The sequence below is a fragment of the Streptomyces zaehneri genome (genome assembly GCF_032248645.1).
Taxonomy (GTDB): domain Bacteria; phylum Actinomycetota; class Actinomycetes; order Streptomycetales; family Streptomycetaceae; genus Streptomyces; species Streptomyces coriariae.
On sequence record NZ_JASTTJ010000005.1, the window covers coordinates 148,230 to 166,409 of the forward strand.

Genomic DNA, 18,180 nt, shown 5'->3' on the forward strand with positions numbered 1-18,180 from the left:
GTGTCGTCCGTGCGGGTCCGGCGCGGCACGCCGTCCGGCGGAACGCTCAGGCGGTGCGGCAGAGCACCGCCGGGTCGATGGGCGCCGCGGCGCGGACCACGGGCACGTGCAGGGGATGGGCGGTGCGGACGGTGGCCGCGGCCCGCGAGGGGTTGCGTGCGAAGACGACGAGGCGCAGCACCGCGAACCGTGCGGCACCGGCGAGTGCGGAGGCGGACAGGTAGACGACCTGCTCGAGCACCGCGCCGGGCGCCGGCACCGACTGACGCAGGACGAGCATCGCCACGCAGGTCGCCGTATACGCGGCTGCCGCGGACCCGGCCGACTGCGCATGCTGGCGCCAGGACGCGCGCTCGCCCGCACCGAAGGTGAAGCGGGCGTGCAGCTCGGTGGCGAGCAGCGTGGAGCCCACGGTGATCAGTGTGTTGGCCAGGATCCAGGGAATCCGGAAGGCCAGGGCCGCCACGGCGAAACTGGAGGCGAGCCCTACTCCGCCGCCGCAGAGTACGAAGCGGGCGAAAGAACCGAGGGCGCCGGGTGACGCCCGCCGCAGGCCGTGTGCTGTCTCCATGATCCGCCCCCTGGGATCGCCCCTTCGTGAAACGCGCGCCGCCCGACAGGTGCAAGGCCGTCGACCCGCTGTTTCTTGATGCGGAAACGCTACGTTGCATTCACGTGTTGAGCAACGAGTTAATCGCAGAATTCCCCTATAAAGCCAGCTCGTGGCGATGAAATCGTTGCAATGGCTCGAGCGTTAATGCAACAAGCATCTCGCGTTCATTGCAATGAGTTTGACGTGAACGCTATGCCGGACGCGTCCGGCCGGGCCCGGATGTCCTCAGCGGCGCTTGCGGTGGGTGACTTGGTCCGGCATCCGGGCCTGGCGTCGGCCCTGCCGGCCCGCGTCGTCCGTCACGGCGTGTTCGTGAAGGACCGGCGGTAGGAGCGGGGCGGCACTCCCCGGCGGCGCACGAACTGTTCGCGCAGGACGGCCGCGCTTCCGTATCCGACGCGGCGGGCGACCTCCTCCACCGGCAGGTCCGTGGTCTCCAGCAACTCCTCGGCGCTGCTCAGCCGGAGGCTCCGCAGCCACGCGTGGGGGGTGGTGCCGGTCGCGGCGGTGAAGCGGCGGGCGAAGGACCGTTTGCTCATCACGGCACGCCGGGCCAGTTCCGCGACGGGAAGCGGTTGGTGGAGGTTCTCACGGGCCCACGCGAGCACCTCGGCGAGACGCTCGTCGCGGCAGTCCTCGGGGACGGGGGTGGCCAGGTACTGCGCCTGCCCGCCATCGCGATGCGAGGGCAACACCACATCCCGGGCAACGGCGTTGGCCATGGCGGCTCCGTACTCCCGCCTCAGCAGATGCAGGCAGAGATCGAAGCCCGCGGCGGCTCCCGCGCCGGTGACGACGCGTCCTTCGTCGATGTAGAGGGCGTCTGGTTCGACGGTGACGTTCGGATGGCGGCGGGCGAGCAGTTCGGCGAACCGCCAGTGGGTGGTGGCCCGCCGGCCGTCGAGCAGTCCGGCGGCGGCGAGCGCGAAAGCGCCGACGCAGTGGGCCGCGACCAGTGAGCCGCGCTCGTGCGCGGCCGACAGCGCATCGAGCACGGCGGGCGCGGGCGGGGTGCGGAAGCCGGCCCAAGGCAGGGCGATCACCAGATCGGCGGAGGCGAGCTTGTCCAGGCCGTGCGTGAGGGTGAGCGCAACGCCGACGTCGGTGGGGACCGGCCCGGGACGGTCCGTGCACAGGGCGAAGTCGAAGCCCGGCAGCTCCCCGTGCGGACCGAAGACCTCGGTGACGATGCCGACGGCGAGCATGCCGACTCCCGGCGGGGTGTACGCGGCGACGGTCGTGAATCGAGGCACGTGTTCAGTGTGGCACCAATCCTGCGATCGCTGGCAAGTGTGCCACTCGTGAACGACCGTCCTGCCCGGAAGGATTGAGGTCATGACAGACGCACCGCTCGGCCGCAGCGCCGTGTACACGATCCTGACCACCGGATACGTCGGCTCCACCGGTCCCGGAGTCGCCGCCACCGTCTCCTACGTGTCCGACGCCGACCGGCATGTGATCTTCGACCCGGGCATGGTGGCGAGTCGCGACCGGATCCTCGCTCCGCTCGAGGAGCTGGGACTCGGCCCCGACGACATCACCGACGTGGTGCTCAGCCATCACCACCCGGACAACACGATGAACGTGGGCCTGTTCGGACGGGCCCGGGTGCACGACCACAAGGTGGAGTACCTCGGCGACCAGTGGAGGAACCGGGACGCGGAGGGCTACGGACTCACCCCGTCGCTACGGTTGATCCGCACCCCGGGCCACAGCGCGGAGGACATCACGCTGCTGGCGGGCACGGAGTCGGGCGTGGTCGCCTTCGCCGGTGATCTGTGGTGGCACGCGGAGGGCCCGGCGGACGATCCGGTGGCCCCCGACCGTGACGTGTTGCGCGCCTCCCGGCTCCGGGTGCTGAGCGCCGCGGACCTGATCGTGCCCGGCCACGGCGGCCCGTTCAAGGCCGACGACAACACGCCACGCTAGCCGCTCTGTCCGGTGCGGATAGCGGACTGCGGACTGGGGACCGCTGACGGGGACCGGTCGTCGGCCGGCCGCCCGACCGCGACGCGGAACCCGCGTGGCCCGCCCTGACGGAACCGGGTGGGTTCCGTCAGGGCGGGCCGGACGGTTACGGCTTTCCGCCTGTCCTGCACCATGCCGCCACGGCGCCCTCAGGTCGGCCCCGGCGTTGTGCGGCCTGACGGTCGGCGGTCGTTCCGGCCGGCGATCGCAGGGCGGGGGCCGGCGGTACGCCGGGTGTCGTGGGCGGGTGGGTGGAGTGGATCACCGGGTGTAGGTGGTCCGGTGTTCCTTCAGGGAGGCGCAGTTGGAGCCGATCACCTGTACGTAGGTGTTGGCGATGCCGCCGCCCCAGTCGACGCAGTGTCCCTTGCCGATGACGTAGGAGGGTCCCGCGTACGAGGTGTAGGACCCGTAGTCGTCGTCACCTTCGTTGGTGTCGGGGACGTAGATCCAGGCGGACATGTCCACACGGGTGCCGGGGTTGTTGCGGATGGTGACGACGCAGTTGTTGCCGTTGGTGGCGTTGTAGGCGAGGTAGACGGTGCCCAGCGAGCCGACGGCAGCGGAGTTCACGGTCTTGTAGCCGCTTCCGCACACTTTCTGCGGGGTGGTGTTGGGTGCGGCGGAGGCGGGTGCCGCCAGGGCGGTGGTGGCCCCCACCGACAGAGCGGCCAGTGCGGTGGCGCCCAGTATGGAGTGAGTGAGACGCATATTTCCCCCTTGAATGCTTAGGAGTTGGTTGCTCCTGTCTTATGTGACGGGCGGGGTCTTCGGATGGTTGTGCCGGAGTTACCGGTGTTTTCAGACATAACCGGCGGCGTGGTTGGCCGAGTCGGGACGCAACCGTGAGCGCGTGAGCGGTGCGCGCCAGGTTCGGGCCGTTACCGGGCACACGACGTCCTGGCGACGCGGTCCGCCGTGTGGCGACGTCAACTCGCTTTTCCAGAAATGCTGTTGGCCCGTTGAGGAACGGGGCGGGCGGCATCCCTTCTCGCTCGGGAGCAGCTCGGGGTCCGTTGGGGGCACCTCCCGCGGCAGTCCAGACCGCGCGGCGCCCAGCATGCCCGGCTACCGGTCCCGCATCGAGCGGAGGGGCCCTCAGCGCAGCCGTCGCGCCCGCAGCACCAGGTCGTCGGTATGGTGCGCGCCGGCGCCGCCGTCCGGCGCCACCCGCGGCCGCTGCTCGTTCAGCTCCACCTCCCAGTCGTCGTCGAGCAGAGCGGCGACCATCGAAGGCCAGACGTAGTCAGCCGGGTCGAAGCCGCTGTGGTGCGCCTGCTGGGTGTCCATCCCCGCGTGATGTACGAGCAGCAGCACGCCGCCGGGCGCGACGGCCGCGAGCAGCGCCCGCTCGGCTGCGGCGTCGGGGGTGCGCAGCAGGGCCGGGTACTGGGCGGAGACGAGGTCGAAGGAGGCCGGCGGGAGTGCCGCTTCCGTCAGTGCGGCGTGTACCCAGCGCACGGCGAGGCCCGCGTCCCGCGCGTGTTGAGCGGCCCGCTCCAGCGCGACGCCCGAGACCTCGAGCGCGGTCACGTCCCAGCCGGTGCGCGCGAGCCAGACGGCGTCCGCGCCCTCTCCGCAGCCGACGTCGAGCACCCGCCCGGGTGTGAGCCCGGCGACCTCGGCCACGAGCGCACCGTTGGGCCGGCCGCTCCACAGCTGTTGCCGGTCGGCGTATCGGTTGTCCCACTCCGCCCGCACCGCGGGGTCTCCGACGTATCCGTCGGCAGGCAAGGGGGCGTCGGGCGCGGGCGGTCCTGAGATGTTGTCGGTCACGGGCCCACCGTCGCCCATCGTCCGCTGATCACGCCAATGCTGTTGCCGGTCCGGCAAAACGGCGTCCAGGGCGCGAGGAAGAGCCGGGAGCAGGAGCGGCGACGGTGAAGTCGGGCGGGGGCGGCAGGTGTTGCTGACCGCCCCGTCCCATAACCTCGTACGTGGGGACGTCAGATGCCATGGATTTCCGCGGTGAGGAGGCGATGGTGCCCGGTAGGGGAATGCGTCTGCTCACAGGCGCCTTGATCGTGGCCTGCGTGGCGCTCGTGGGCCACAACGCACGCAGTGGTGCCCCCTCCGCCAGGTCACTGCCCGTCGAAGCCGTCCGGGATGTCGTACCGAACCGGGTCATGACGTGGAACATCTGCAACCCCTGCGAGGAAGGCGACGTCGACCGGGCGGCGGAGATCGCCACCTATGCACCACAGGTCATCGGCCTGCAAGAGGCGTGCGTACGTGACGTCGAGAGGATCCGGGACGAACTGGAGAGACGCCACGGGCTGGTCTACCACGTCGAGTACGGGACGGTACTGCGCAACTGGGGGCGTTGTGGGGGAGTGCCGTGGAGTCCGGGGGCCTACGGTCAGGCGATACTCTCGGCGGCTCCGATGACGGACCTCGTCAACGTGGAATATCCCGACGGCGGATCCGAGGACCGTGGGTATATGGCGGTCACCACCACTGTGGGCGGCCGGCCTCTGCGGGTCTTCAACACACACCTTGCCGAACGGCGCCAAGAGGCGGTCCGAGCAGACCAGACCGGCGTACTCGCCGCTGACGTCGCACGGCACAAGCGCGCGATCGTTCTCGGCGACTTCAACGCCGTGCCGGACGCTGCCGAACTCACCGCGATCTGGGAACTGGCCGCGGATGCAGACCCCCAGTGCCGTCCCTCGCTCGCCGGCGACTGCAAGACGACCACCGACTGGCAGAGCAAGTTCGACTACATCTTCCTGCGCGGCATCGTCCCGCTCAAGCACGGTGTGCATCCGACCTCGTACTCGGACCACGATCTGGTCCACGCCGACCTGGACACGACATGAGTCTCCTCGGCACGTCACCCGCCCAGGCCGGTCCCGCCGCGGACGACGTCGCCAACCCCACCGTCGGCGTCCCGCCGGCCGGCGGCCACGGCCGCTCGGCGCCGCCGATGAGAGCGGGACGACAGGACGGGTGACATGACCCCGCATCCGGCCGTACAGGTCCTTGATCATCGCCTGGGCGTGCACGTCGAGGGGCAGGGGTAGGGGAAGGCGCGAGGGCGGAGGAGCATTGATGAGTGAACGTCAGGACTGCGAGTGGTCGGCGATGACGCCGGCGGACTTCGACCGGGACGTCCCGTTGCGTCTGAACGTGGGGACGGGACCCACCCCCGTGCCGGCCGAACCCGACGCGTACGGCACGGTTCCCCTCTTCGGCAAGGAGCCGCCCGCCCGGCAACCGGTCCGGCGCACCGGGGGCCGGACCGGCCCCGTGGAGCAGGACGAGCTGTTCTGACCGAGCCGGGACGGCGACCGTGAACTGCGATGCCACGCGGGGAAGTCGGCCGTGAACGGGCTGCGTGCGGGCACGGGGAGGGCCGTCGGGGCCAGCCTGTGCCCTCGCACAGCCCCGCCGCGGCCCCGCTGTGCCAACGCCTCCCGCGCGCCCCGTCCGCTGTACGCGGCCTCGACCGGCTGATGGCATGACCGCCATGTCTTCCGCATCCCCTCCGCCGCCAGGCCCGCACGAACCGAGCGACCCGTACGAACCGTTCGAACAGAACGACATGTACGAACCGATCGGCCCACACGCGCCGATCGGCCCACACGCGCCGAACGGCCCACACGCGCCGAACGGCCCGTACGCGCCGAACGGCCCGTACGCGACGAAGGCCCCCTCCGCTTCGCCGACTTCGTACGCGGCCACGGCACCGGAGGGCCGAGCATGAGCACCGGCGACGGACACTCGCTCGGCGTCGTGGTCTTCCTCGTCTTCGTCGCGGTGTCCCTGCTGATGTGCGGGCTGGCGGCGGCCGACCTGGACGACCCCGAGCACTTCTACGCGGGGGGCAGCGCCGCCTTCGGCCCGGTCGGCAGCGGACTCGCCATCGCCGGCGACTACATCTCCGCGGCCACCCTGCTCAGCACCACGGGCTCGGTCGCCCTCGACGGCGCCGACGGCATGCTCTTCGCCTGCGCCACCGTCGTCTCGCTCTACCTGGTGATGCGGATCCTGGCCGAACCCCTGCGCCGCGGCGGCGTGTTCACCCTGGGGGACTTCTTCGCCGACCGGCTCGGCGACCCCTCCGTGCGCCGCGCTCTCGGCGTCGCCACCCTCGTCGTCCTCACACCGCTGCTCCTGGTGCAGCTCTCCACCGCGGGTCACATCATGGTGGCCATGTTCGGCCTTCCCGACGGTGCGCTCACCGGCTGCACCGTCGCCGCCGGGACGCTGATGGTCTGCTACGCCGCGTTCGGCGGGATGCGCGGCATCGGCTACGTACAGGTCCTCAAGGTCGGTGTCGTGCTGACCGCGGTGCTGCTCGTGGCCGGGCTCGTCCTGGCCCGGTTCGGATGGTCACCTGCGGGCCTCTTCCACGCCGCCCAGGACCGCTCCGAGGCGGGCGCCGACTACGCGCACCCCGGACTGCACTTCGGCCACTCCTTCGCCGGGCGCCTCGACCTGATCAGCTTCGAGACCACCCTCCTGCTGGGCGCCGCCTGTCTGCCGCACCTCACCATGCGGCTGCACCCGCTGCGCGACGCCCGTACCGCTCGCCGTGCCGTCGGCTGGGCCGTGGGCCCCGTCACGGTGGTGTGCGCCGCGGTGGTGGTGGCCGGACTCGGCGCCTGCGCGCTGATCGGCCGGGACCTGCTGCGGGCCGCCGACCCCGGGGGAGCGACGGCGCTGCTGATGCTGACGGGCGCGCTCGACCCGGTTGCCGGGGGAGTCCGGCACAGCATGGTGTTCGCCACTGTCGCCTGCGCCGTCTTCGTGACCACGCTCGCGGCCGTCGCCGGTATCACCCTGGCGGCCGCCTCCAGCCTCGTCCGCGACTTCGGCGGCCGGCCCGTCCACAAAACCGCGCGCCGCTCGCCCGGCGGCGAGATCCGCCGTGCGCGGATCGGCATCGTCCTGGTCGGAGCCGCCGCCGTCGTGCTGGCCGTGATCGTCCAGGACCGCGGCCGACTGACACTGATCTCGCTGTCGTTCACCGTCGCGGCCTCGGTGCTCGCTCCGGTCCTGCTGTACGCGCTCTTCCTGCCCGGCCACACCGCCACCGGGGCGCGCTGGACCGTCTACGGGACCCTGCCGCTGATCGCGCTGCTCCTGGCGGGATCCCCCGCCGTCTCGGGCACGCCCACCGCGCTCTTCCCCGGCCGCGACTTCCACTGGTTCCCGCTCCAGACCCCGGGGCTGATCACGATCCCCGCGGGCTTCCTGCTCGGTCTCATCGGACGTGCCCGCCCCGAGGCCCCGCGAGAATCCTGGCACCACGGGACGGGAACCGTGCGCCGTGACGCACGCAGCCGCGATGCCGCGGGACGTCCCTGACATCTGGTCCGCCGTCGCTCGGCAGTGACTCGTGGAGGCGATGGCACCGCCCGTGATCGGCGGTTTCGTGCCCGGGGCGCCGGGCCAGGACCGGCGCCGCCGACCTGCCCGGGCAAGGGGGTCCGTTGCCCGGCCGGACGCCCGAGGTGCCGGGCGCGCAGCCGTGAGCAGCGGGTTCCGTCAGGTGGCGCAGTCGTGTGACGAGATGGGTTTGGGGGCGTTCGGGTGGTTCGTCGCCTGCCCTGCAACCGTCGACCGGGCAGGCCGCCTCCTGGACACCAAGCGAACGCCGAATGCTGGAGGTTGTATGCAGGAGTGGCAGTACTCACCGACCGCCGTGACGGTGCCTGAGCTGATCCTGGACCCCTACCGCTGCGGTTTCGACGCGCACACGACTCTGAGCGGCGCGGACTCCGGCGTCCTGTGGGGGGACGAGGACTGGCGCGTGCCGCCCCAGGCGCGGGCGGCCGAGGAGGAGACACCGCGGCCAGCTCCCGACCCGGGCCGGCGGCTGCCCGTGGTGATGGCTTCGGCCGACCGGCGCCGCCTGGAGCTGCACGCGGCACTCATCCGGGCGGGAGTCGCGCCCGCCCCAGGAGACCTGCACGCCGTGGACGAGTTGAGCGCCCTGGACGACACCGTCAACGAGGCCGTCCGGCGCTGGATCGCCGCTCACTGAGCCTGGAGGCCTCGCGGTGGGGTCGGCGTGCGGGGGCATCCTTCCCGGGACAAATGGGTGTTGACCCCGATGGCGCCGACCCCCACCGGCACGTGATCGTGGAGAGGCGCCCGGAACGTCGGGCGGCGTCGAGGCGGACCGAACGCGGTCGTCGGCGCATCCGTCCACCTGTCACCATCCGTGAAGGAGAACCGCCCATCCACTCCCGCGCCGTGCCACGAGCCCGACTCCGCCTGCCCGCAAGGGAGGTGACGCATGGGGCACGCTGACGCCCTGCTGGCCATGGGCGGCGCCTTCCTCGCCGCGGCCTTCCTCGCCCGTCTCGGCAACCGCATCGGGCTGCCGACCATCCCTCTGTTCACCCTCGCCGGCATGCTGCTCGGCCCGCACACACCGGGCTTCGTCCTGGTCGAGGACGCCCACGACTTCGAGATGCTGTCAGCACTCGGCCTGGTGCTGCTGCTGTTCTACCTGGGTCTGGAGTTCCACCTCGACGACCTGAAGACCGGCGGCAGACGCCTGGCCCTGGCCGGCGGAAGCTACCTGCTGCTGAACGTCGGCGCCGGACTCGGCTTCGGCCTCGCACTGGGCTGGGGAACCCGGGAGGCGCTCGTACTCGCGGGCGTCCTCGGGATATCCTCCTCCGCCATCGTCACCAAGATCCTCATCGACCTGGGCCGTCTCGCTCGTCCGGAGACGCGCCTGATCCTCGGCGTCATCGTGGTGGAGGACGTCTTCCTCGCCCTGTACCTCGCCGCCCTCCAGCCCGTCATCGGTGGCGCGCACGGGGCCGCCGAGGTGCTGGTCCAGGTGTCGAAGGCGTTCGGGTTCCTGCTGGTCCTGGCCGCCACCGCCCGCTGGGGCACGCGGCTCATCGGCCGGCTCATCCATGTGCGCGACGACGAACTCCTCGTCATCAGCTTTCTGGGCGCCGCCGTACTCGTCGCCGGAGTCTCCGAGCTCCTCGGCGTCGCGGACGCCATCGGGGCGTTCATGGTGGGTCTGATCCTCGCCCAGACCCCGTCGGCCGCCAGGATCCGCCGGCTGGTGCATCCGCTGCGGGACGCCTTCGCCGCGATCTTCTTCTTCGCGTTCGGACTGGCCATCGACCCGGGTGACTTCGCGGACGTCCTCGTTCCGGTCGCCCTCGCGGCCGCCCTGACCCTCTGCATGAACGGGGCAGCGGGACTGATCGCGGCCCGTCTCCACGGCTACGGTCCCGAGCCCGCCGCGAACATCGCCGCCACGCTCCTGGCCCGTGGCGAGTTCGCGCTGATCCTCGCCGCCATGGCCGCGAGCGCGGGACTCGACGACCGGCTCGCGCCCTTCATCGCCGGGTACGTCCTCGTACTGGCCGTGCTCGGTCCCGTGGCCGCGGGGCGCGCTCACCTCCTCGTACGCCTGGCCACCGGAGGCCGCACACCGACCGCTCCGACGCGTCCCACACCCGCCGTCGACGCCGAGCCGGGCCCGCCCGACGAACCGGCCGCCGCGCCGGCCGCCCGGCGGGGCTGAGTGACGAACGGGGATCACGCGCGGCGAGGGGAGGGGACGAGCCCGCCCGCCAGCTGGGTCAACGGCGTTCCGCACGCCCACAGTCGAAGACGAGGACCGTCGATCAGATACGTGTGGGGTTCGCGCGCGGCCCACACCTCGTCCCGGTGGGTGAACGTGCCCCGGTGCACGACGAGCCGCAGCGGGGGTCCGGCCCACCCCCGTACCCGCAGCCGCGCCCGGCAGGAACAGGCCGACTCCTCGTCGGGCAGCGGCTCGGCCACGGGACGGAACGCCACGTCGAGCAACCGTCCGAGGCCGTCTCGGGCGGCGAGATGGTGGGTGTCGTGCCGAGGGGGCGGCAGCACCCGCCAGCCGTCCCGACGGAGCATCCGGGCCACGGCGAGCACCAGCTCCGGCATGTCCAGCTCGGCCAGCTCCTGGGCGGTGTAGTACCCGCGCCGCCGCCGGGCCGGCCGCCTGGACAGCCGGCGCAGGACGGCGACCACGACGACCAGCGGAGCGAGCGACAGCGCGCAGGCCGGACCGCCGAACTCTCGGTAGACCAGCGCCAGTCCCCCGAGGGCGGCGCCCACGACGACGACCGTGCCGGTGAGGGCGGGCAGCACCTCGCGCAGCCTTGGTCCGTAACGGCCCGACGCGCGCAGTTCGCGCACGGTCCGTCGCCGCCGGTCCCGCGCCGAACCGCCGGTTCGCGCCCGCGCCCGCTCCCGCCTGCGTGCCATCAGGGCCGGCCCCCCACCCCATACACAACGTTGCGTAGGGGGTGGATACCCGGCCGGGTCGGGGATCGCGCCCGGATGCCACTTTTCCGCCATGGCCTTGGCCGAAGAGTGCTCAACGGGCCGTTGTCAGTGGTGGGTGACAAGCTGCTGGTCATGGACGAGGTTGAGTTCTTGCGGGGCCGGGTCTACGGCGCCGACCACGACGACGCGGGACCCCGCCAGGACCGCACGTACGCGCAACTCGTGGGCGGTCCGCTGGACGGCCTGCTGCTGGACGTCACGGACCGCACCCGGCACGAGCTGCGCGAGGTGGCGCTGATCACGGAGATAGGCCGCTACGGGCCCGGCGGCCGCGCCCTGTACGGGCGACGTACCGGCGACGACCGCCGTTTCGACTGGCTGGGCGACGCGCCGGGCGCCCCCTGAACCAGCCCCGGTCCCGCGGCGGTGCTACTTCAGATACGGCCCGTCGGCGCCGATCTTCCCGGGCCCGTTCAGTACGTACACCCGCAGGTTGCCCTTGCCCGGGGCGGCCACCGAGAGGGTGCCGTTCGAGACGCTCCGCACGTCACCCGTGACGGCGTCCGTGTACGTGCCGTTCGGGATGCCGGTGAAGCTCGCGCCGCCGGTGACCGTCACCAGCGCGAAACTGTCCGTGCCGCCGCTGGTCCAGCGGCGTTTGAAGGCCATCTGGCCGCTGATCCCGTCGGTCGAGTACTGGCCCGTCTGCAGGGCCGGGACCGCCCGGCGGATCTGGTTCAGCCGCTGGAGGTGCTTGACCAGTGGCTGGGCCAGCGTGGTGGCGACCGTGCCGCTCGCACTCGCGACCGTGCCGAAGTCCGAGGCGGTGACGGAACCGGCCAGATGGTCGCCGAAGTAGGCGCGCCCGGTGGATGCCAGCGGGCAGCTCGGCCCGCAGTCGATCTGCTTGCCCTTCTGGAACTCGACCTCCGAGCCGTAGTACAGCGTCGGGATGCCGCGGAAGGTCCACATGAGCGCCATGTTCTCCGCCCAGGCGTCGGTGCCGCCGCTGTAGCGCGTGCTCGACTTGTTCGGCCCGTAGTCGTGGCTGTCCACGTAGACCACGTTGTAGGTGGCGTCGTTGACGCTGTCGTCGGAGTCCTTGCCGTTGCTGAAGGCGTTCTGCGCGTCGCCGAAGTTCATGTGCATCCGCATGTCGATGATGTTCATGCCGGAGAACTGGCTGCGGTCGGGCGTGTGGTAGCTGTTGCCGCTCAGGAAGGCGTTGGCCGACGTCGGCTGGTCCGCGGTGCCGAGGCCGTTCTCGTAGGTGAACTGTTCGATGGCCGCCGTCTCGTCGTCCGCGCTGTACTCCTTGCGCTCCTTCCAGGTGAAGAACTGCGCGGAGTGGTTCACGGAGCCGCGGTTCCACTTGTCGTTGACGAAGGCGCCGACCTCGCCGAAGACGAAGAAGTTGCTGGCCGCCTCCGTTCCGAACTTCCGGGCGACCCGGTCGTAGACGGCGGGCAGGAAGCGGCGGTTCCAGGTGACGCGCGGGATGTGGACGGCCGTGTCGATCCGGAAGCCGTCGACGCCCATGTCGATGTACTTGTCGTAGGCGCCGATGAGGTAGTTCTGCACGGGCGTCGACTCGGTGTCGAAATCGGCCAGGTCCTCGTGCAGCCAGCAGGAGCGGGAGTCCTCGCCCTCCCAGTTGCCGATCCAGCACCGGTGGTAGTAGGCCTTCGGGAACATGCCCGAAGTGGGGCTCGGCCACTGGCAGTTGTAGAGGGTGTAGCCTTCGGCGCTCTTGCCTCCGGTGGGCTTGCCCCAGTTGAGACAGGTGTTGCCGGTCGGCTCGGCCGTCGACCACAGGTCGCCGTTGTAGTACGACTTCCCCGACTTGGGCTCCACGGTCAGGCCGTCGTACGCGAAGCCTTCGGCCCTCTCGTCGTAGTACCAGCTCCACTGGGAGTCGCGGACCCCGTACACGGTCGGCGTGAACAGGCCCTTGGCACCCCAGCGTGAGCTGTGGTTGTACACGACGTCCTGGTAGATCTTCATGCCCTTGGCGTGCGCCGCGTTGATCAGGTCCTGGTAGGAGGCGCCGGCGGACTCCAGGCGCGGGTCGACCTTGTAGAAGTCGTAGCCGTGGTAGCCGTGGTAGTCGTAGTCCGAGCGGTTGAGCACGACGGGCGTGATCCAGATCGCCGAGAAACCGAGCGCCTTGACGTAGTCGAGCTTCTCGACCAGGCCCTTGAAGTCCCCGCGGAACATCGGGTCGTCGTTCGCCGAGTTTCCGGACTTGACGTGCTGGCTGCCGCCGCGGTCGTTCGAGGTGTCGCCGTCGTTGAAGCGGGCGGTGAGCACGAAGTAGACGGGGTCCTTGCGCGGATCGGTGCCCAGCGGGGTGCCGGCCGCCGGGGCCGGTGCGCGCTCACCGGTCGTCGCGGTCGCCGCGGCGGAGGCGGGCGAGGTGTTCCCGGCCGCGTCGACCGCCTTCACCGTGTACGTGTAGGTGGTCTTCTCCTCGAGCCCCGCGTCGGAGAGGACGGTCGAGCCGACATCGGTGACCACCGTTCCCGAGGTGCCCCCGGTGCGCGTGACCTGATACTTCGTCACGCCCTTGTTGTCGGTGGCCGCGTCCCAGCTCACCACCACCGACGTGTCGGTGGCGGTCGCCGTGACCCCGGCAGGGGCGGCCGGCGGCTCGGTGTCGGGCACCTCGGCCGCGCAGGGGTTCGCCACGCCGGAGGTGACCGTCCGGTCCTTCACGGTCGTGGTGCCGAGCGGGATCGGGTAGTCCGCGCTGTTGTTGTCCCAGACTCCGTTGCCGTTGTTGAACGCGGCCTTGAGCGACGTCGCCGTCCCGATGTCCAGGGTCTTCTTCCACCAGCCCGTGCAGGCGGCCTCCATGCCGACGCCGGGGGCCGTCGTCCAGGAGCCGCCGGTGGGCGCGTAGTGGATGTTGGCGGTGGTCCATCCGGAGGTGGCGGTCGAGTAGTAGACGGTGGCCTGGTTGCCGCTGCCCGTATCCGTGCCGGCGCACGGATCGCTGTGGGCGATCACCCCGTCCTTGACGGTCACTGCGCCGGTACCCAGCGCGTAGTTGCCGCCGCCGTTGTTGTCCCAGGTGCCGCTGCCGTTGTCGAAGGTGGCCTGGAGCCCCGCGGCCGAGCCGAGGTCGACGGTCTGCTTCACCCAGTCGGCGCAGGCGGCCTCCATGAGTACGCCGGGGACCGTGGTCCAGGCGCCGCCGTCGGGGGCGTAGTGCAGATAGGTCGCGGGCCAGTTCTTCGTTCTCGTGTAGTAGAAGACGGTCGCCGTGTTGGAGGCGGCGGCCGTTGTCCGCAAGGGGACGGGGTCGGGTTCGGACGGGCCCGCGAGCAGGCCGAACAGCCCGGCCGCCGCCACCGCGGCGGCGAGCGGACGTGGTGGTCTGCGTCTGCGGGGCGTTGTGGGTGCGCGCCTCATGGCCTCTCCCGGTACGGGCAGCGGATGGAGGGAGTCGCCATGAAAGAGCAACCGGCAACTTCCTGAAAGGACTTGCGCCCGGAAGTTACAGGGGCATGACACCTCCGTAAAGGGATCGCGCGGTGCGGGAGAAGGGGCGGGTCACCTGCGCCGGAGCGAACGGAACGATCGCTTCCAATCCGGGAGGGTGATCAAATGTGCGAATGTCCACAGGATTCACGCCCGCTTCCCGGGTGACGAGCGCGGCGCCGACGTTCCGCCACGGCTGGCACAAGCTGCTTATCGGCCTTGTTCTGCTGGGGCGGGTCGCGCGCGTCCCGGCCGCCATGGACGCCACGACCGGGGCGACCCCTTCGGGCTGGTGGCATGTGGTGTGGGAGGTGCTCGCCCTGGTGCTGGCCGCCTTCGCGGTGAGTGAGTGGGAGATCCTCCGGGCGGCGGCCTGGCGCATGTCCGTCACGCAGTGGATCTGCATGGTCGTCTTCCACGTCGGCCTGCTCGGGTTCCTGGCCTCTCAGGTGCTCCAACTGTTCTAGTTTCCGGCCCGCGTGACGGTGGGTCAGTGGCAGTGGGGCCGTTTGTTCGATCGCACGAACATCGCTTCGATGGGTTACTTCTGTCGCCGAGCCTTGATAGGAAACTTTCCTGTCAGTCGCAGTGCAGCGTCACCCCACCCCCCACTCCTCACCTGGAGCCACTGTGGTGCACATGTCCCGGCCGGTCGACGACCCCGGCCCCACCTCCCGCCGCCTCTTCCTCGCCCTCGCCGGCGCCCTGGCCGCCGCGCCGCTCCTCGACGCCCGCCGGGCGACCGCGGCGACCGCGGCGAAGAGCCTCGACGACCCGGCGAAGAAGGAGATCGCCATGAAGCTGGTGTCGAGCGCGGAGAACTCCTCGCTCGACTGGAAGGCCCAGTACCGGTACATCGAGGACATCGGCGACGGCCGGGGCTACACCGCCGGCATCATCGGGTTCTGCTCCGGAACGCACGACATGCTCGACCTCGTACAGCTCTACAGCGACCGCAAGCCCGGCAACGTCCTCGCCAGGTACCTGCCGGCTCTGCGCGAGGTCGACGGCACCGACTCGCATTCCGGGCTCGACCCGAACTATCCGAAGGACTGGCGCAAGGCCGCCCAGGACACGGCCTTCCAGCAGGCCCAGAACGACGAGCGCGACCGCGTCTACTTCAACCCCGCCGTCCGGCAGGGCAAGACGGACGGCCTGCGGGTCCTCGGCCAGTTCGCCTACTACGACGCCATCGTCATGCACGGCGACGGAACCGACCCCACGAGCTTCCGCAACATCCGCAAGCGGGCGCTGACGAAGGCGAAGCCTCCGGCCCAGGGCGGCGACGAGACGACGTATCTGAACGCCTTCCTCGACGCCCGGGTCTGGGCCATGAAACAAGAGGAGGCGCACAGCGACACCAGCCGGGTCGACACCGCCCAGCGCGTCTTCCTGCGCAACGGCAACCTCGACCTCGACCCGCCCCTGGACTGGAAGGTGTACGGCGACAGCTACCACATCGGCTGACCGCCTCCGCGTGATCCCGGCTGGACGCGGCGCGCCAGTCTGCGGCCCCACGCCTGACCCGGTACCTCCACGTACCGGTAGGTCAGCGCGCACAGCGGCAGCAGCACGGCGAGGAACGCCGCCTCCAGCGCGGGCACGTCCCGCCGCCACCGGCCGACCGTGCCGTCGGTCACCGCCAGCAGCACCGGATGCACCAGGTAGACCGAATAGCTGATCGTTCCCAGCGCGGTCAGCGATCGCGGTACGCGAAGACGGCGCGCCGCCAGTCCGGCGCCGAAGGTGAGCCCGGCCGCCAGGAACGCCAGGATCCAGCCGCGCCGGGTGAAGTGGGCGCCGCCGCCCTGCCCGTACGCACTCCCCACGGCGCAGGCGAGCACCACGGCGGCCGTGCCGGCCACGCACCACCGTCCGCCCCGGCCGTTCTCGACCCGGTGGACCGCGGTGCCCAGGAACATCACGGCGAGAATCACCAGCCCCTCCCACATCGCGACCGTGCCGTTGAAGGCGACCAGGACGAGCGCCGACACCCCGCCCAGCACGCCTCCGGCCACACGGAGCACGGGTGCGCCGACGCTCGCACAGCAGATGGCGAACACCACGGCGACCGTGGCGAACGCGACCAGCGGGCCGGTACCGACCGCGCCGGAGAGCGCGGAGGCCGGCAGCGTGCCCCCGAGTGCCGCGCTCACGGCAGCGAGCGCGGCGAGGGTGCAGGCGATCGCCGCCGATCGACGGTGCAGACGGACCGTGAAGAGCGCGACGGTCAGCAGATAGAAGGCCATCTCGTAGGAGAGGGTCCACAGGACGAGAAGGGCGCTCGGCGTCCCCAGCAGCTCCTGGAGCAGGGTGACATGGGCGACGGCGACCGTGGTGAGGCTCTGCCGGCCCAGGCCGGAGCGCAACTCGGCGACGCCCAGCAGGTCGAGCGCGAGCACCGCGGTGACGGAGGCCGCCCACAGCGGGTACATGCGGAACACCCGTCCGATCCAGAACGACCGGACGCACCCCCGGCGCTCCAGTGACGCGGGGACGATGTACCCGCTCACCAGGAAGAACAGCATGACGCCGTACCGCCCGATGGTGAACTGCGGTATCAGTTCCTGCCGGAACTCCGGCAGGAACGCGTACGACGAGTGGTCGAGGACCACGGCGAGAGCAGCGACGGCGCGCAACGCGTCGAGCCAGCCCAACCGCGTCGACGGGAGCGGCTTGCGTGACTGTTCGATTACCGAGGGTGACTTCTCCGGGCGTGGAGGAACCAGGGGCGAGGGTTGCATGCGTGGACCGAATTCTGTGCGGGTGAGAGGTTCGTCAGGCCGGGACGGGCTCTAGGCGTCGGGCAGGGTGACCTTCATCGGAACGCAGGGCTCGGCCTGGCTCCTGGTGGAGTACAACTCGACCGCACGCGGCCGGGACATGCCCTCCATGTTCTCGAAGGTCAGTACGTTGCCCCGGCGCAGGGTGAAATCCCAACCGGCCTTGATCGGGATGACCGGGACACGGTTGCCGAGCCGGTCGACGGCCCGGACCGGAAACGGGGTGAACCTGCTGCGCTCGCAGACATAGCCCGGAGCGAGCACGTCGATGGTCACCTCGATGCCCCACGCGCGCATCCTCGTCGCGAGCTGGTTCCGAGTGAGAGCGTGGCACTGTTGCGCACGCGACCGGTCACCCGGTACATGACGGGAGCGGTCCATCCGAAACGGTGCGTGCGACACCTGCCAGGCGCGGTGACCCAGGGCGCCTCTCCGGGTGACGCCGCGGACGACGAGCGGCACGATGAGCGAGTGAGTGGTGCGGCTGGTGCGTAGGGGGTGGGTTCGCGGGTAGTCGCGCCGATATGAACGGGGTACTGAAGGCGGTCCGGATGGAACGTGTCCCGCCCGACCAGGGGTCTTCCCCCCTCGGCGGGAACCCTGCCGAGACGACTGTGGCGCTGGACGGCAAGGACGGTTGTATCGCCCGCGCGCGCCGCCTCACGGGCGACTTCCTGCGTCACGTGCGGGGCCGGGACGGCCTCGCCGTGTCGGACCGGGCCATGGACCTGTCCCAGCTCGTGGTGAGCGAGCTGGTCACGAACGCGCTCAGATACGCGCCCGGTCCGGTCCTGCTCCAGTTGCGTATCGCCGGGGCCGCGGTGGAGATCGTCGTCTGGGACAGCGATCCGGTGCTGCCGGTGCCCCAGGCGCCTGATCCGACGCGGGTGGGCCAGCACGGCCTGGAGATCGTGAGAGCGGTGGTGGAGAACTTCGTCGTAGCGCAGGAGCCGGTCGGCAAGCGGATCGTCGCCCGCCTGGGCCTGTCGGACTGACGCGGGCGGAGCCCGACCGACGCAAACCGAGGCCGACCGACGCGGGCCGACGCGGACCGGCTCGGTCGACTCCGACGGACGGCCG

18 protein-coding genes are annotated in these 18,180 nt (G+C 70.9%); 10 read left to right on the forward strand and 8 right to left on the reverse strand.

The window, feature by feature from the left end:
- Positions 1–46 precede the first annotated feature (46 nt).
- Both QQM72_RS10870 and QQM72_RS10875 read right to left on the reverse strand, forming a co-directional pair.
- A complete protein-coding gene (locus QQM72_RS10870; RefSeq protein ID WP_314220619.1) occupies positions 47–571 on the reverse strand; it encodes a hypothetical protein in 525 nt (174 codons plus the stop codon).
- 341 nt (positions 572–912) lie between these two features.
- Positions 913–1,818: a GlxA family transcriptional regulator gene (locus tag QQM72_RS10875; protein ID WP_314220808.1), complete on the reverse strand. Its 906-nt coding sequence runs from the start codon at positions 1,816–1,818 to the stop codon at positions 913–915.
- A gap of 130 nt (positions 1,819–1,948) precedes the next feature.
- Here QQM72_RS10875 and QQM72_RS10880 point away from each other — a divergent pair, with 130 nt between their 5' ends.
- Positions 1,949–2,542 (forward strand): MBL fold metallo-hydrolase, encoded by a 594-nt coding sequence (locus QQM72_RS10880; RefSeq protein ID WP_314220620.1) that lies wholly within the window; start codon positions 1,949–1,951, stop codon positions 2,540–2,542.
- 300 nt (positions 2,543–2,842) lie between these two features.
- On the opposite strand, the gene QQM72_RS10885 is transcribed toward QQM72_RS10880, so the two are convergent.
- Positions 2,843–3,292, reverse strand: coding sequence for a spore-associated protein (locus QQM72_RS10885; RefSeq protein ID WP_314220621.1), 450 nt, complete (start codon positions 3,290–3,292; stop codon positions 2,843–2,845).
- Positions 3,293–3,679: 387 nt separating this feature from the next.
- Positions 3,680–4,357 carry a class I SAM-dependent methyltransferase gene (locus QQM72_RS10890; RefSeq protein ID WP_314220622.1) on the reverse strand — a complete coding sequence of 226 codons (678 nt, stop codon included), beginning with the start codon at positions 4,355–4,357 and terminating at the stop codon, positions 3,680–3,682.
- A gap of 221 nt (positions 4,358–4,578) precedes the next feature.
- On the opposite strand from QQM72_RS10890, the gene QQM72_RS10895 reads away from it, so the two are divergent.
- The 5 genes from QQM72_RS10895 to QQM72_RS10915 all read left to right on the forward strand — a co-directional run bounded on the left by QQM72_RS10895 (position 4,579) and on the right by QQM72_RS10915 (position 10,088).
- On the forward strand, positions 4,579–5,400 hold the full coding sequence (locus tag QQM72_RS10895) for an endonuclease/exonuclease/phosphatase family protein (RefSeq protein ID WP_314220623.1): 822 nt from the start codon (positions 4,579–4,581) through the stop codon (positions 5,398–5,400).
- A 232-nt stretch (positions 5,401–5,632) separates the two neighbouring features.
- Complete coding sequence (locus tag QQM72_RS10900; protein ID WP_314220624.1) at positions 5,633–5,854, forward strand: hypothetical protein; 222 nt, start codon at positions 5,633–5,635, stop codon at positions 5,852–5,854.
- A gap of 429 nt (positions 5,855–6,283) precedes the next feature.
- Complete coding sequence (locus QQM72_RS10905; protein WP_314220625.1) at positions 6,284–7,894, forward strand: sodium/solute symporter; 1,611 nt, start codon at positions 6,284–6,286, stop codon at positions 7,892–7,894.
- A 307-nt stretch (positions 7,895–8,201) separates the two neighbouring features.
- On the forward strand, positions 8,202–8,573 hold the full coding sequence (locus tag QQM72_RS10910) for a hypothetical protein (RefSeq protein ID WP_314220626.1): 372 nt from the start codon (positions 8,202–8,204) through the stop codon (positions 8,571–8,573).
- A 255-nt stretch (positions 8,574–8,828) separates the two neighbouring features.
- On the forward strand, positions 8,829–10,088 hold the full coding sequence (locus QQM72_RS10915) for a cation:proton antiporter (protein ID WP_314220627.1): 1,260 nt from the start codon (positions 8,829–8,831) through the stop codon (positions 10,086–10,088).
- A gap of 14 nt (positions 10,089–10,102) precedes the next feature.
- Here QQM72_RS10915 and QQM72_RS10920 read toward each other — a convergent pair whose 3' ends face one another.
- Positions 10,103–10,813, reverse strand: coding sequence for a hypothetical protein (locus QQM72_RS10920; protein ID WP_314220628.1), 711 nt, complete (start codon positions 10,811–10,813; stop codon positions 10,103–10,105).
- A 153-nt stretch (positions 10,814–10,966) separates the two neighbouring features.
- Between QQM72_RS10920 and QQM72_RS10925 the strand changes: the two genes are divergently transcribed.
- Complete coding sequence (locus tag QQM72_RS10925; RefSeq protein WP_314220629.1) at positions 10,967–11,239, forward strand: hypothetical protein; 273 nt, start codon at positions 10,967–10,969, stop codon at positions 11,237–11,239.
- A gap of 24 nt (positions 11,240–11,263) precedes the next feature.
- Here the strand turns inward: QQM72_RS10925 and QQM72_RS10930 are convergent, their stop codons facing one another.
- A complete protein-coding gene (locus tag QQM72_RS10930) occupies positions 11,264–14,248 on the reverse strand; it encodes a carbohydrate binding domain-containing protein (RefSeq protein WP_314220630.1) in 2,985 nt (994 codons plus the stop codon).
- Between the two features lie 203 nt (positions 14,249–14,451).
- Between QQM72_RS10930 and QQM72_RS10935 the strand changes: the two genes are divergently transcribed.
- Together QQM72_RS10935 and QQM72_RS10940 are read left to right on the forward strand one after the other, a co-directional pair.
- Positions 14,452–14,784, forward strand: coding sequence for a hypothetical protein (locus tag QQM72_RS10935; RefSeq protein ID WP_314220631.1), 333 nt, complete (start codon positions 14,452–14,454; stop codon positions 14,782–14,784).
- A 172-nt stretch (positions 14,785–14,956) separates the two neighbouring features.
- A complete protein-coding gene (locus QQM72_RS10940; protein ID WP_314220632.1) occupies positions 14,957–15,784 on the forward strand; it encodes a chitosanase in 828 nt (275 codons plus the stop codon).
- Here QQM72_RS10940 and QQM72_RS10945 read toward each other — a convergent pair.
- The gene (locus QQM72_RS10945) at positions 15,769–16,974 is read right to left on the reverse strand and encodes an acyltransferase family protein (protein ID WP_314220633.1); all 1,206 of its coding nucleotides are present in this window, start codon (positions 16,972–16,974) and stop codon (positions 15,769–15,771) included. The genes QQM72_RS10940 and QQM72_RS10945 overlap by 16 nt on opposite strands.
- 138 nt (positions 16,975–17,112) lie before the next feature.
- Positions 17,113–17,376: a hypothetical protein gene (locus tag QQM72_RS10950; protein ID WP_314220634.1), complete on the reverse strand. Its 264-nt coding sequence runs from the start codon at positions 17,374–17,376 to the stop codon at positions 17,113–17,115.
- Positions 17,377–17,651: 275 nt separating this feature from the next.
- On the opposite strand from QQM72_RS10950, the gene QQM72_RS10955 reads away from it, so the two are divergent.
- Positions 17,652–18,095 carry an ATP-binding protein gene (locus QQM72_RS10955; protein ID WP_314220635.1) on the forward strand — a complete coding sequence of 148 codons (444 nt, stop codon included), beginning with the start codon at positions 17,652–17,654 and terminating at the stop codon, positions 18,093–18,095.
- Positions 18,096–18,180 lie beyond the last annotated feature (85 nt).